The sequence below is a fragment of the Microbacterium esteraromaticum genome (genome assembly GCF_014084045.1).
GTDB classification, from domain to species: domain Bacteria; phylum Actinomycetota; class Actinomycetes; order Actinomycetales; family Microbacteriaceae; genus Microbacterium; species Microbacterium esteraromaticum_D.
Map to the genome: position 1 here is coordinate 115,889 of NZ_CP043732.1, position 13,919 is coordinate 129,807.

General features: G+C 70.2%; 13 protein-coding genes. 4 read left to right on the plus strand and 9 right to left on the minus strand.

Annotated features, from left to right (window positions below; translation table 11 throughout):
• Positions 1-34: 34 nt before the first annotated feature.
• The 5 genes from FVO59_RS00570 to FVO59_RS00590 form a co-directional block, all read right to left on the minus strand.
• Entirely contained in the window at positions 35-766 is a 732-nt protein-coding gene (locus FVO59_RS00570; RefSeq protein ID WP_182253655.1) for a fumarylacetoacetate hydrolase family protein, read from the minus strand.
• Positions 766-1,545 carry an SDR family oxidoreductase gene (locus FVO59_RS00575; RefSeq protein ID WP_182253656.1) on the minus strand — a complete coding sequence of 260 codons (780 nt, stop codon included), beginning with the start codon at positions 1,543-1,545 and terminating at the stop codon, positions 766-768. The genes FVO59_RS00570 and FVO59_RS00575 overlap by 1 nt, the downstream gene beginning before the upstream one ends.
• Complete coding sequence (locus FVO59_RS00580) at positions 1,542-2,960, minus strand: MFS transporter (RefSeq protein ID WP_182253657.1); 1,419 nt, start codon at positions 2,958-2,960, stop codon at positions 1,542-1,544. The genes FVO59_RS00575 and FVO59_RS00580 overlap by 4 nt, the downstream gene beginning before the upstream one ends.
• 139 nt (positions 2,961-3,099) lie before the next feature.
• Positions 3,100-3,891 carry an IclR family transcriptional regulator gene (locus FVO59_RS00585; RefSeq protein WP_259363334.1) on the minus strand — a complete coding sequence of 264 codons (792 nt, stop codon included), beginning with the start codon at positions 3,889-3,891 and terminating at the stop codon, positions 3,100-3,102.
• A gap of 37 nt (positions 3,892-3,928) precedes the next feature.
• Positions 3,929-4,987: a D-2-hydroxyacid dehydrogenase gene (locus FVO59_RS00590; protein WP_182253659.1), complete on the minus strand. Its 1,059-nt coding sequence runs from the start codon at positions 4,985-4,987 to the stop codon at positions 3,929-3,931.
• A gap of 93 nt (positions 4,988-5,080) precedes the next feature.
• Between FVO59_RS00590 and FVO59_RS00595 the strand changes: the two genes are divergently transcribed.
• From FVO59_RS00595 to FVO59_RS00610, 4 genes are all read left to right on the plus strand, one after another.
• Complete coding sequence (locus FVO59_RS00595) at positions 5,081-5,992, plus strand: NAD(P)-dependent oxidoreductase (protein ID WP_182253660.1); 912 nt, start codon at positions 5,081-5,083, stop codon at positions 5,990-5,992.
• Between the two features lie 53 nt (positions 5,993-6,045).
• A complete protein-coding gene (gene gnd, locus FVO59_RS00600; protein ID WP_182253661.1) occupies positions 6,046-7,494 on the plus strand; it encodes an NADP-dependent phosphogluconate dehydrogenase in 1,449 nt (482 codons plus the stop codon).
• Between the two features lie 128 nt (positions 7,495-7,622).
• Positions 7,623-8,351, plus strand: coding sequence for a response regulator transcription factor (locus FVO59_RS00605; protein WP_182253662.1), 729 nt, complete (start codon positions 7,623-7,625; stop codon positions 8,349-8,351).
• Between the two features lie 2 nt (positions 8,352-8,353).
• Positions 8,354-9,862 carry a sensor histidine kinase gene (locus FVO59_RS00610; RefSeq protein ID WP_182253663.1) on the plus strand — a complete coding sequence of 503 codons (1,509 nt, stop codon included), beginning with the start codon at positions 8,354-8,356 and terminating at the stop codon, positions 9,860-9,862.
• Here the strand turns inward: FVO59_RS00610 and FVO59_RS00615 are convergent.
• The 4 genes from FVO59_RS00615 to FVO59_RS00630 all read right to left on the minus strand — a co-directional run bounded on the left by FVO59_RS00615 (position 9,856) and on the right by FVO59_RS00630 (position 13,912).
• On the minus strand, positions 9,856-11,406 hold the full coding sequence (locus tag FVO59_RS00615; protein WP_430736318.1) for an FAD-dependent oxidoreductase: 1,551 nt from the start codon (positions 11,404-11,406) through the stop codon (positions 9,856-9,858). The genes FVO59_RS00610 and FVO59_RS00615 overlap by 7 nt on opposite strands.
• Before the next feature lie 4 nt (positions 11,407-11,410).
• Positions 11,411-12,364, minus strand: a complete 954-nt coding sequence (locus FVO59_RS00620) for an FAD:protein FMN transferase (protein WP_182253664.1) — start codon at positions 12,362-12,364, stop codon at positions 11,411-11,413.
• Between the two features lie 6 nt (positions 12,365-12,370).
• The gene (locus FVO59_RS00625; RefSeq protein WP_182253665.1) at positions 12,371-12,814 is read right to left on the minus strand and encodes an FMN-binding protein; all 444 of its coding nucleotides are present in this window, start codon (positions 12,812-12,814) and stop codon (positions 12,371-12,373) included.
• Between the two features lie 63 nt (positions 12,815-12,877).
• Positions 12,878-13,912 carry a ribose-phosphate diphosphokinase gene (locus tag FVO59_RS00630; RefSeq protein WP_182253666.1) on the minus strand — a complete coding sequence of 345 codons (1,035 nt, stop codon included), beginning with the start codon at positions 13,910-13,912 and terminating at the stop codon, positions 12,878-12,880.
• Positions 13,913-13,919 lie beyond the last annotated feature (7 nt).

Genomic DNA, 13,919 nt, shown 5'->3' on the forward strand with positions numbered 1-13,919 from the left:
CCTCTCTGCCTCGCGCACGTGGCGCTGATCCTGTTCAGATGAAGGGGGTCGTCAGGACGACTCGACCGACGGCGACGCTCGCCGTCCGGCCGGGAACGACAGGAGCCTGCGAATGCGGCGCGCCTGTCATCACGACGTCCCCGGCGTCCAGCGGCGTCCAGCCGGCGACGTAGGCGAGACAGTCGCGGATCGAGACCGGCAGCTCGCGTGCATCGGTCGTCGCGACCGTCTCTGCGTCGACCGCGACGACGAGCGGGATCGAATCGAGTCCGGCCTCCGTGTCGATCCACGGCCCGAGAGGCGTATACCCCGCCCCGGACTTCGACTCGAAGTTGCGCGGGTCCATCACGACCCGCTCCGGGCTCGACAGGTCGTTCACCGCCGTGACGCCCAGCACGTACTCGTGTGCATTGGCGGCGGTGAGTCCTTCGGTCGGCCGACCGATCACCACCGCGATCTCTCCCTCGGCGACGACGGCACCGGCATCACTGCGCAGACTCACCGTCTCGCCGGAGGCGACCACGGTGCGCGGGCTCTTCAGCCACGCCTGCACCGGAGACGGATGCGCGGGTCCGTTCTGTGCGATGCCGACGAGCACGACCGGCTCACAGGGTGCGAGAAGACGTCCCTCGACGCGCTCGTCGATGATCACCGGCTCGCGCCCTTCGGCGAAGGCCGCGAACGGGTCCTCGATGGGGCGCATCCCGTCCTCGTGCGCGCACACCCACCGCACGGCGTCACCGGTCTGTGCTCGGCCGACGAGCATCAGACCACCGCCGTCATGCCGCCGTCGACGAACAGGGTCTGTCCGTTGACGAAGTCGCTCGCGGGAGCGGAGAGGAAGACGAGTGCGCCGACGAGATCCTGCACGTCGCCCCAGCGACCGGCCGGTGTGCGAGATCGCACCCAGCCGGAGAACTGCTCGTCTTCGACCAGCGGCCGCGTGAGAGCGGTGGCGAAGTAGCCCGGTGCGATCGCGTTCGCCTGGATGCCGTGAGGGGCGAGATCGGCGCACAGCCCTTTGGTGAGCATGACGATGGCGCCCTTCGTGGCCGAGTACGCCGCTATGGACGGGCGGGCGAGCTGCGACTGCACGCTTCCGATCGAGATGATCTTCCCCGACCCGCGCTCGATCATGCCGCGTGCGACTCGGCGCGAGAGCCGGAAGGCTCCGGAGAGGTTCGTGGCGACGAGGGCATCCCAGTCCTCGTCCGAGAAATCGGCGATCGGCGCGCGCCGCTGCACCCCGGCGTTGTTGACCAGGATGTCGGGCGTGCCGACCAGCCGCTCGACCTCGTCCACGCCCGCGTCGACGGCTGCTGAGTCAGTGAGGTCGAAGGCGACGCTGCAGGTCTCGGCTCCCGTGCTGCCGGAGATCTCCTCCGCCGCGTGGGCGGCCTTCGCCGCATCGCGGCCGTGCACGACCACCCGGGCGCCGGCTGCCGCCAATCCCTCGGCGAGCGCGCGCCCGATGCCCTGACCAGACCCGCTGACGAGGGCCGTGCGACCGATGAGGTCGAAGGCCGCGATGCCTCGGGCGGTCATCGTCCGACCGCCGCGATCGACACCGTGGTGGCGTAGACGTCATCGCCGGCTTCGGCCCGCGACACCTTGATCGCGTCGTCGACGCGGGTGAGGTCGCGCCGCAGCGTCTCGGGCGCGAGGAACGTCGACGCGGTGGTGATCAGTGCCAGCACGGCCATGTAGGTGGCCAGCAGGATCCAGTTCGCGTCGCTCACGGCGATGAGGTACGCCCCCAGCACACCGGCGAGGCCACCGGCCAGCACGGCCGAGATCTCACGGGCCATCGCCACGCCCAGGTAGCGGTGGCGGTTGCCGAACAGCTCCGGGAGCATCGCGCACTGCGGGCCGAGCATGGTGCACACGGCGACGCCGATGCCGATCGCGATGACGCCGACGGCCAGCGCGTGGTTGCCGAGCGAGAGCATCCACCAGGCCGGGAAGGTGTAGATCAGCATGAACACCGCGCCGAATCGGTACACGGTGCGGCGCCCGAGACGATCGGACAGGTGGCCGGCGAGAGGCACCGAGAAGACGCCGATGAGCGAGCCGATGGTGACTCCCCAGGTGAGCAGGCTCTTGTCGGCTGCACCGTCGAGGATCGCCACGAAGAACGCGAGGCCGAGCGTCTGGAACATGTAGGAGCCGCCGTTCTCGGCCATGCGCAGGCCGATGCCCACGATGACGCCGGGCAGACCGTGCGTGAAGATGTCGCGGACGGGCCGCTCGGCGATCTGCTCGTGCTTCTCGAGTTCGATGAAGGTCGGCGTCTCGCGCAGTCGCATCCGGATGAACAGTGCGAGCAGGATGAGCGCGAAGGATGCCAGGAAGGGCACGCGCCAGCCCCAGCTCATCAGCGCGTCGGTGGGCAGAAGGCTGATGAAGCTGAAGACGAGGGCGGCGAGCAGCGTGCCGGCCTGGATGCCGATGAAGGGCAGGGCGGCGAAGAATCCGCGACGGCGCACGGGAGCGTACTCTGCCATCAGCACGGTCGCCCCCGCCTGCTCTGCACCGGCGCCGAAGCCCTGCAGCAGGCGCATGAGCACGAGCAGGATCGGCGCCCACAGCCCGATCGCCTCGTAGGTCGGAAGCAGGCCGATCGCCGTGGAGGCGCCGCCCATGAGCAGGATGGTGGCGACGAGCACCCATTTGCGCCCGAGTCTGTCGCCGAGCACCCCGAAGAAGAGACCGCCGAACGGGCGGGCGAGGAAGCCGACGCCGAACGTCGCGAATGCGGCGACGGTGGCCATCGCGGGATCGTCCTGCGGGAAGAACAGCACGTTGAAGATGAGGGCGGTGGAAAGCCCGTAGAGCGCGAAGTCGAAGTACTCGAGGGCGCTGCCGATGCTCGAGGCGAGCGTCGCGCGGCGCAGGTTCGCGGCGTACTCCGGGTCCTCAGTCGCCGCAGGTCGGGTCGTGCGGGGGTCGGTCATGGCCATCTCCTTCGATCGGCTCGCTTCAACGTCATGGAGACGATACCAGCCCAGTGAACCTTGTTCAACCCTTTGGACCCGATTGATGCGCACTCAGCCGCGAACCGGTGGTTCCGGTCGCGAAGCGTCGGTCGCGAATGTCCCGTCAGCGGCGCGCAGCGGCACTGAACGGATTGGTCAGCTCACGCGCCGCGACGCGCAGCGCCTCGCCGACGCGCTCGATGCGCTCGAAGTCGGCCTCGGGCGCGCGGATCGCCACACCGAGCGCGAGCGCCGGGTCGGAGGGAGCCCACGGCTCGAGAGGCACGGCCACGCCGACGATCCCCCGGAAGGACTCCTCGGCGTCGAGCGCCCAGCCCCGACGGCGTGCCGCAGCAAGGGCATCCAGCAGATCGGCCATACTCGTCGCGCTGCGTTCGGTCAGCCGCGGGAACACGGTGTCGGCGCCGAGCAGGGCCACCACCTCGTCATCAGACATCGACATGAGCAGGGCGCGTCCCGTCGCGGAGAGCGCCGCCGGCAGCCGCGAGCCCAGCGGCGTGCCCAGCCGGAGCGAGCGCGAGCCCTCGTGCCTGGCCAGGTAGAGCGACTCCGCTCCGTCGAGCAGCGCCACCTGCACCAGCTCGCCCGACAGCACCTCCGACGCCTCGCAGACGCTGTAGAACTCGCGCACCTGATTGAACTGCGCGGCGAACGCTCCGCCCAGCTCGGCGGTGCGCAGCCCCAGCCGATAGCCCGCAGACGTGCGCTGGATCATCCCTCCGGCCTCCAGAGCGAGGCACAGGTTCGCCGTCGACGACTTGGCCAGCCCCAGCTCGCCGGCGAGCTCGGTGAGGGTGCGCGGCTCGGCCTTGGCGAGCAGCCCGAGCAGCCTGATGCTCCTCGTCACCGCCGGTGCCGGATCCCTGCCCTCTCTGGCATCGTCTTCTCGTGCCACGCTTCGCCTCCCGGTGATGCCGGCCTCGCGCCGGATGTCAGTAGAACTCGACAGTATCGACCGTGGCTCGCAGCGGTCGACCATCCAGCAGGCGTGCCGCGTTCTCTGCGAATCGCCGGGCGATTCGCTCCTCCTCCTTCGAGCTCAGAGCCGCCGTGTGCGGACTGACGAGGACACGCGGGTGATCCCACAGCGGCGACTCATGCGGCAGCGGCTCGACTTCGAAGACGTCCATGGCCGCGAAGGAGACCCGGCCGTCGTCGAGCGCCTCGAGCAGTGCGGACTCGTCGACGGCGGTGCCGCGGCCGACGCTCGCGATGATGGTGCCGGGGCGCAGAGCGGCGAGGACCTCGGCGCCGACGAGGTGGTGGGTCTGTGCCGTGCCGGGAAGCGCCACGACCACGGCATCCGCCTGGGAGGCGGCCTCGGCGAGCTGCTCCAGTGGGATCAGCCGATCGACGCCGTCGACGGGCATCCCGCTTCGCGTCGTTCCCCACACGGTCGCGCCGAGCGCCTGGAAGCGCCTCGCGCACTCGGCTCCGATGCCGCCGAGCCCCACGACCAGCACGGTCATCTCGTCGACCTGTCTCATCTCCCAGCGGTCGGGCCAGCTCCGACCGGACTGATCCGCGCGGAGCCGGGGCAGGTCCTTCGCGCCGGCGAGGACTCCGAACACGGCGAACTCGGCGAGGGTTCCCGCGTGCACGCCCGCGCTCGTGGTGAATGCGATCCGGTCGAGCGCGGCCCGGTCGAGTCCCGCCGCCTTGATCTGGCTTCCGCCCCCGGCGGCGGTCGTCATGACCCAGCGCAGCCGTGGATTCGACGCGACGGTGCGCGCGAGGGCGGCCGGGTCGACGTCGGGGATGCCGAACAGCACGTCCGCCGAGTCGACCATCGCGTCGAAGGCCGCCTGCTGCTCCGGCGTTCGCGCGTGGTCGGGGTCGCCGGACCAGTCGGCCGGCCCGCGCATCGGACGGGTCAGGGCGTGATCGCGGACCATCTCGACCCGCGGCTCGAGCTGCTCGATGAGGCGGCACAGCGATTCGCTGAGCGGCACGGCGGCCACCGCACGCAGCCGGGTCTGGGTCTCGGTCATGTCTCCTCCTCGGACGGAACGCCGACACCACCCTATCTTCAATCCATTCAAATGAACAGTGTCCATTCTGTTGGACTTTGGTACCCTGGGCCCATGACAGCATCCTCCGCCACCGTCGGCGTGATCGGCCTGGGCTCGATGGGACGCCCGATGGCAGAGAGACTGCTCGCCGCGCGTGGCGAGCTCATCATCCACGCGCGCCGCCCCCAGCCAGAGCTCGTGGCGGCAGGTGCCACCTGGTGCGCGACGCCGAAGGACCTCGCTGCTCGATCGGACGTGCTGCTCAGCGTGCTGCCGGATCTGCCCGAGCTCGAGCAGCTGCTCGAAGGGCCGGACGGGCTTCTCGCCGACGACGGGGAGCTGCTCATCATGGTCGCATCGACGTCGTCTGCGCCGGCCGTGCGGGCGCTCGCGGACCGGCTGCGCGAGAGGACCGCGGGGCGGGTGCGGATGCTCGACTGTCCCGTCTCCGGCGGGGAGGACGGCGCTCGCGCCGGCACCCTGTCGATCATGCTCGGCGGGACGGACGCTGACGCAGCCCTGGCCGCAGAAGTGCTCGCACCGTGCGGCAATCCCGTGCACCTCGGCCCCCTCGGCGCCGGCGAGGTCGCGAAAGCCTGCAATCAGCTCGTGGTGTCGGCGACGATCCTCGCACTGGGCGAGGCGACCGTGCTCGCCGATCGCTCCGGGATCGATCTCGACAGGATGTGGTCGCTGCTCGCGGGCGGTTACGCCGGCTCCCGGCTGCTCGACACCCGCCGGGACAAGCTGATCACCGGCGACGACTCCCCCAGCGGCATGGCGAAGTACATGGTCAAGGACCTGCGCTTCGCCGCCGACATCGCGGCCGCGACCGGTACCGAGACGACTCTGCTGCCGGCCCTGAGCGCCGCGTTCGACGAGATCGTCGAACGGGGTCTCGGTGACCGCGACATCTCGGTCACCCGGCGGCTCGTCGCCGAGCGGGGCCGCGCACCCGCTGCGGACGACACGAACGAATCCTGACCCTCTCGCACCGATACCCTGAGATCACGCCCTTCACCATCGAGGAGATCCCCGTGCCCACAGCCTCAGCCAACATCGGAGTCGTCGGACTCGCCGTCATGGGTTCGAACCTGGCCCGTAACCTCGCCAGCCGCGAAGGCAACACGGTGGCGGTGCTGAACCGCTCGCGGGCGAAGACCGATGAGCTTGTCGCCCTGCACCCCGAGGCGGGCTTCGTGCCGACCTTCTCGTACGAGGAGTTCGCGGCGTCCCTGCAGAAGCCGCGCACCGCGATCATCATGGTGAAGGCCGGGCTCGGCACCGATGCGGTGATCGACGAGCTCGTGCGCGTGTTCGAGCCGGGCGACATCATCGTCGACGGCGGCAACGCCTACTTCCCCGACACGATCCGCCGTGAGCAGGCCGTGCGCGAGACGGGCATCAACTTCGTCGGCGCCGGGATCTCGGGCGGAGAGGAGGGCGCGCTGCTCGGACCGAGCATCATGCCCGGCGGCTCCGACGAGTCCTGGGTCACGCTCGGTCCCATCCTCACGTCGATCGCCGCGGTCGCCGAGGGCGAGCCCTGCGTCACGCATGTGGGCCACGGCGGCGCGGGTCACTTCGTGAAGATGGTGCACAACGGCATCGAGTACGCCGACATGCAGCTCATCGCCGAGGCCTACGACCTCATCCGCCGCGGCACGGGCAAGACCCCCGCCGAGATCGCCGAGGTCTTCGCCGAGTGGAACACCGGCGAGCTCGAGTCGTACCTCATCGAGATCACCGCCGAGGTGCTGCGCCAGATCGACGCCGAGACGGGCAAGCCGCTCGTCGACGTGATCGTCGACCAGGCAGGAGCCAAGGGCACCGGCGCGTGGACCGTGCAGACCGCGCTCGCCCTGGGCGTGCCGGTCTCGGGCATCGCCGAGGCGACCTTCGCCCGCTCGCTGTCCTCGCATCCCGAGCAGCGCGCCGTCGCCGCCCACCTGCCCGGCCCGGAGGGCGAGTTCGCCGTCGACGACGCCGACGCCTTCATCGAGGACGTGCGGCTCGCACTGTACGCGTCGAAGATCGTCGCGTACTCGCAGGGCTTCGACGAGATCCGCGCCGGCGCCGTCGAGTACGGCTGGACGATCGACCTCGGCGCCGTGTCGAAGATCTGGCGAGCCGGATGCATCATCCGTGCCCAGTTCCTCAACCGCATCGCCGAGGCATACGCCGGTGAGCCCGACCTGCCCGCACTCCTCACCGCCCCCTACTTCGCCGAGGCGCTCGCACGCGGGCAGGCAGCATGGCGACGCGTCGTCGTCGCCGCAGCGCAGGCAGGCATCCCCGCCCCGGCGTTCTCATCGTCACTGTCGTACTACGACGGCATCCGCGCCGAGCGCCTCCCCGCCGCCCTCGTGCAGGGCCAGCGCGACTTCTTCGGCGCGCACACCTACCGCCGCATCGACAAGGACGGCACCTTCCACACCCTCTGGTCCGGCGACCGCACCGAGATCCCCGCAGTCGACACCCACTGAAACCAGGGCGAGGCTCGGGTCGGCGCGCACGCGCCGCCCCGAGCCTCGCTGCATGCCCAGGGGCATCCACAGTGACTCCATAGGATCTCCTATGAGTTCTCGATGAGACGAGGAGCACAATGGGACCCATGAGCACCGAGCACCCAGACCTCCGCCGCCCTGACGGAACACCCCTGCGCATCCTCGCGGTCGACGACGAGCCCATGCTCACCGACCTGCTCGCCATGGCGCTGCGCATGGAGGGCTGGGAGGTGCGCACGGCCGCATCGGGGCTGGAGGCCCTGCAGGTCGCGCGCGACTTCGAACCCGACGCGCTCGTCCTCGACGTGATGATGCCCGACCTCGACGGCATGAGCGTGCTGCGCCGCCTGCGCGAGTCGGGAAACCTCGTTCCCGTCGTGTTCCTCACCGCGAAGGACGCCGTGGCCGACCGCATCGCCGGGCTCACAGCCGGCGGCGACGACTACGTGACGAAGCCCTTCAGCCTCGAAGAGGTCATCGCGCGGCTTCGGGCGGTGATCCGCCGCTCCGGGCAGGGCCAGGCGGACGATGAGCAGTCGATCCTGCGCGTCGCCGACCTCTCGCTCAACGAGGACAGCCATGAGGTGGTGCGCGGAGACGACGAGATCGAGCTCACCGCGACCGAGTTCGAGCTGCTGCGCTTCCTGATGCGCAATGAGCGCCGGGTGCTGTCGAAGGCACAGATCCTCGACCGGGTGTGGAGCTATGACTTCGGCGGCAAGTCGTCGGTGGTCGAGCTGTACATCTCGTACCTGCGCAAGAAGATCGACGCGGGCCGCACTCCCCTGCTGCACACCGTGCGAGGTGTTGGCTACATGATCAAGTCGCCGCAGTAGACATGCTCCCCCACCCGCTGAGCCTTCAGGCGCGGCTGATGGCCGCGGTGATCGGGTTCGTCTCCCTCATCCTGGTGATCGTCGCGATCATCACCAGCGCGACCCTCGGCAAGACGCTCGAGGATCGCCTGCAGGAGCAGCTCGACGCCACCTCGAAGGTCACGACGGCTCTGGTCACCGACCGCGCCCGGGTGGCTGCGCTGCGCGGCGAAGCGCTCACCGCCGAGATGGCGATCCAGGGCGGCATCGTCTCAGACGGCAGCCTGCTGATGGCCGTCCTTCCGCCCGACTCCCCCGCCTCAGGGGTCGTCGCGACGCAGAACTCGAGACGAGGCCTCTCCGCGGCGGATCTGCTCGAGCTCACCTCGGGCCTGCAGGGCTCCAGATCGGCGACGGTCAGCCTCTCCGATTTCGGCTCGTACCGGGTGACTGCCGACCGCACCGAGAACGACGTGGTCGTGATCACCGGCCTTCCTCGCGCCGAGGTGCAGCGAACCATGACCTCGCTGTTCACCGTGATCGCGCTCGCGACTCTCGGCGGGCTGATCCTTCTCGCGCTCACCACGGCGCTGACGATCAGCATGGGCCTGCGTCCGCTGCGCGCTGTCGCGGCGACCGCATCACGCGTCGCCGGGCAGCCCCTCGACCGCGGCGAGGTGAGCATCACCGAGCGCGTGCCGGATTACGAGGCCGATCCGCGCACCGAGGTCGGCCGTGTGGGCGTGGCGCTGAACACCCTGCTCGACCACGTCGACTCCTCGCTCGCCGCCCGGCAGCGCAACGAGGAGCGCATGCGGCGTTTCGTGGCGGATGCCAGTCATGAGCTGCGCACACCGCTCGCGTCCATCCGCGGATACTCCGAGCTGTCGCTGCGTGCCCTGAAGCAGTCGCAGGACGCCCCGACCGTCGAGAACACCACGTCGGCGCTGGAGCGCATCCAGGCGCAGTCGCTGCGGATGACGCGGCTCGTCGAGGACCTGCTGCTGCTCGCGCGGCTCGATGAGGGGGCGGAGCTGGTTCATGGCGAGGTCGACCTGTCGCAGCTGGCTGTCGAGGCCCTCGCCGACGCGCAGCCGACGGCGCCGGGCCATCACTGGAAGCTGGAGACTCCCGGCGAACCTGTCACGGTCGTCGGAGACATGGGGCGTCTGCACCAGGTGGTGGGCAACCTTCTCGCCAACGCCCGCACCCATACCCCGGAGGGGACGACCATCACCCTGGCCCTGGCCGCCACGCCTTCCGGGGCCGAGCTGCGCGTGCACGACGACGGCCCCGGCATCGACCCCGCGGTGCGCGAGGAGCTGTTCGCCCGCTTCGCCCGCGGCGATGTGTCGCGCGCGCGGCAGACGGGCGGCACCGGGCTCGGCCTCGCGATAGCGAAGGCGATCGTCGAGGGTCACGGCGGCACCATCGCCGTCGAGAGCGCGCCCGGAGACACGACGTTCACCGTGCGCCTGCCCTCCGGCCTGCGCTCGTCGCCATCTCCGCGGCCGGAGCCGCCGGTTCAGTAGCCTGCGAACGCGTCGGTGGTGACGCCTCGCGCCTTCTGCAGAGCAGGGGCCAGGTCGGCGATGAGCCGCGGCGGGCCCGAGATGTACGCATGGCGGGTCGCGAGGTCGGGCACCGCCTGCTGCAGGCCCTCGGCGTCGAGGCGGATCCCCTCCGCCCACGTCCAGTGCGCAGGCAGGTCGGCCGGCTCGTCACGGGTGAACACGATCGTGCGCGCGCCCGTCGCCGCGAGCTCGTCGCGGAACGCCAGCTCGGCCGCCTCCGATGCGACGTAGACGAGCACGACATCGCGCTCGGCGCCGGTGGCCTGCAGCTGACGCAGCTGCGACACGAACGGCGTCACCCCGATCCCGGCCGCGACCATCAGCACGGGCGCCTGGCCGCGCGGCAGCACGAAGTCGCCCCAGGTGCCGGTGACGGCGAGCACGGCGCCGGGCTCGGCCGCCTTCAGCGCACGCTTGTAGCTGGACGGATGCTTCTGATCGCCGTCCTTGTAGGCGATGCGCAGAGTGGGCAGATCGGCGGGCGCGGAGACGATGCTGAACTCGCGCCGCGTGCCGCGGGCATCCGGATTGCGGTGCGGTACCTCCAGCTCGACGTACTGCCCGGCGATGAATCGCACCCGCCCCTTCGCCCGGAAGGTGAGCTCCTGCGCAGTGGGCGTGATGAATTCCCGCTTCGTGAGCACCAGCCGCACCGATCCCCGCAGCGCGAAGGCGAAGGCGAGCAGGTTTCCGATCAGCAGGGCACGCTCCTGACCGAGCGTGAACAGCGAGCCGATCGCGATCGGCCAGCCCGCGAGCACCCCGACGAGGGCCGCCACGCTGAACTGCTGCCAGCGCCGGGGCGGCAGCGTGAGGGGCTCGGAGAGCATGAAAGCGCCCAGGAAGAGATACGGGCTCTGCGCGACCGCCGCCACCAGCGCATCACCGGCGCTGAACGGGATGCCGAAGGACTGCGCCTGAACGGCCTGGCGCACCACCGACACCGTGACGACGACGATCAGGAACACGAGCACCAGCCGCACCTTCTCGGTGCGCCACAGCACGAGCAGCCCGAACAGCGCGACGAACAGCGACAGCCACGGGGTGCCGACCCACCAGGCCGAGAACGTGCCGAGCCCGAGGACGGTCACGACGGCAGCACCGAAGGCGGCGGGGTTGAGGATGTGACGCCCGCGCCACGCGATGAGGTACTTCGACAGGCTGGCAAGCACACCGGCGAGCGCCGCGCCGCCCAGCCCTGCAGGGGTGAGCGCGGGCTGCAGCACGAAGAGCAGGATGAGTGCGGTGACCAGCGACGACTCGATGCGCCACGGCAGGTGCAGGGCACGCTGCGCCACAGCGTCGACAGCGGAGATGGCGACAGCCAGCACCGCGAAAGATGCCAGGATCTCACCGGCCGAGGGCCCCACGAGCCCTGCGAGCGAGAGTCCGAGGGCTATCACCGCCAGCGCCGCGAGGGCGAACAGCGCGAGCCGGTACATCGAGATGGCGCCGAGCACGGCGAGCACACGCTGCCGCATCGCCAGGAACGCAGTGATCACTGTTCTACTCTTCCGTATTCTCAGCGGCCTGGCGCCGCAGGCGACTCTGCGGCGCCTCTTTCCCGATCCCGACTGCGGAGCTCGACGAGGCGGACACGGTGAACAGCTCACCGGGGAAGCCCTCAGAGCGCTCGACGCGCCCGTCGGTCGACATCCGCACCCATTCCACGCCCCACCGGTCGGCCAGTGCGGCACCGCCGTCGAAGAACAGCCCCGTGGCGGCTGCGTCTGCGTGCATGGCGTCATCCGCGAGCGCCCATGTGGCCGCCCAGGTGCGCACGGGCAGGCCGGTGCGACCGTCGAGCACATGATGCAGCCCGTCGCCCCAGGATCGACGCGTGATCCCCGAGGCGCAGAGTGCCGCATCCGCGACCTCCACCACACCGATCGCCGAGGTCGGATCGTACGGATGCTCGAGCGCGACCCGAGCCGCACCGCCCCGCACCCGCAGGTCGCCGCTGCCGTCGACGGTCACCCGCCCGGGAAGGTGGGCGAGGGCGTCGCAGATGAGATCGACCAGCCGGCCCTTGCCGACCGCGCCCACGTCGATGACCGCGGGGGCGCTGAGCCCGATCGCATCGGCGTCCAGGCTCAGCAGGCGCTGCCAGTCGCCAGGAGCGGGACGTGGCGAGCCGGGCTGCAGCGTCAGCGACGCGTCGTATCCGAGCGACTCGAGCCCCGTGCCGATCAGCGGGTTCACCGCGCCGTCGGTCGCGTCGGCCAGCTCGCGGTACGCGCCGAGCATCGCATGGGCGTCGGCCGCGGCATCCCGATCCAGCGTCGCCGTCTCGCCGCCGGAGCGCAGCGACGAGACGATCGAGTCGTCTCTGAAGCGGGACCAGGTCTCATCGAACGCGGCGACGATGCTCGAGATCCGCGTGCGATCGCCCTCACCGAGCGGTGCGGAGGTCTCGACCTCCCAGCGCGTGCCGATGGCGTCGAACCGCCACGCGTGCATGCCTTCTCACTCGGCCGCGGCGGCGGCCTGCTCCTTGATCTCGGCGAGCGCCTGGTCGAAGCCGCCGCTGGTGAGCGACGACCCTGCGACGCGGTCGACGTCGAGATCGTCGAGCTTCCTGCCGACGACCTCGTCCGCGATGCCCGCGATGAACTGCCCCTGGTAGTTCTTCGACTCGGGGGCGATCGGATCGCCGACCACCTCGACATCGGTGACCGCGTCGTCGGCGACCGTGAGGGTGACCTCGATCGTCTCGACCGTCTCAGGGGTCTGATACGAGCCCTCGGCGGTGTAGGTGCCGTCGGCGTACGGAGCGGTGGCACCGCTCGACGAGCCGTTCGACGTCTCGCCGGTCTCGGCGTCGGCCGCGCCGGAGCATCCGGCGAGCACGAGGGCGCCGGCGATGCCGAGCAGGGCGGTTCCGGTGCGGACTGCGGGATGCGCGTTCATGCGTCCAGCTTCGGGCATCCGGCTATGAGGAATCCGGATGCCCGCTATGCCTCCGGGGTGAGCTCAGGCGTCCCCGCCGAACATGCTCGTGACCGAGCCGTCCTCGAAGACCTGCCTGATCGCGGTGGCGAGCAGCGGTGCGATCGGGAGGATGGTGAGCCCCTCCCAGCGGCGCGACTCGGTCAGCGGGATCGTGTCCGTGATGACGACCTGGTCGATCGAGGAGTCCTGCAGGCGGTCGGATGCCGGGTCGCTGAAGACCGCGTGCGTCGCCGCGACGATCACCTTGCGGGCTCCGTTCGCCTTGAGCGCCTGGGCGGCCTTGACGATGGTTCCGCCGGTGTCGATCATGTCGTCGACGAGCAGGCAGGTGCGTCCATCGACGGTTCCGACGATCTCGTGCACCGAGACCTGGTTGGCGACCTTCGGGTCGCGGCGCTTGTGGATGATGGCGAGAGGCGCGCCGAGGCTGTCGGACCACGTGTCGGCGACACGCACCCGGCCCATGTCGGGCGAGACGATGGTGAGGGTCTCGCGGTCGTCCGGCGTGAGGGTGCCCTCGAAGTGCTCGAGCAGCACCGGCTTGGCGAACAGGTGGTCGACCGGGCCGTCGAAGAAGCCCTGGATCTGCGCGGCGTGCAGGTCGACGCTCATGACGCGATCCGCTCCGGCGACCTTGAGCATGTCCGCGACCAGACGGGCCGAGATCGGCTCACGGCCGCGGCCCTTCTTGTCCTGTCGGGAATAGGGATAGTACGGCGCGACGACGGTGATCCGCTTGGCCGATGCGCGCTTGGCGGCGTCGAGCATGATGAGCGTCTCCATGAGCCACTCGTTCACCGGCTCGCCGAACGACTGCACGATGAACAGATCGCAGCCGCGGATCGACACCTCGAAACGGGCGTAGATCTCGCCGGAGGCGAAGGTGCGGTGCTCGACCGGAGCGACCTCCTGCCCCAGCGCCGCGGCGACGGCTGCAGTGAGCTCGGGATGCGAGCGTCCGCCCGCGACGACCAGCCGCTTCTTCGTCTTCGCGATCAGTCCGGGTGCGACGCCGTTCTCACGGTCGAGTGCAGCCGTCTTCTTCTTGCGCCCCATGCCAGCC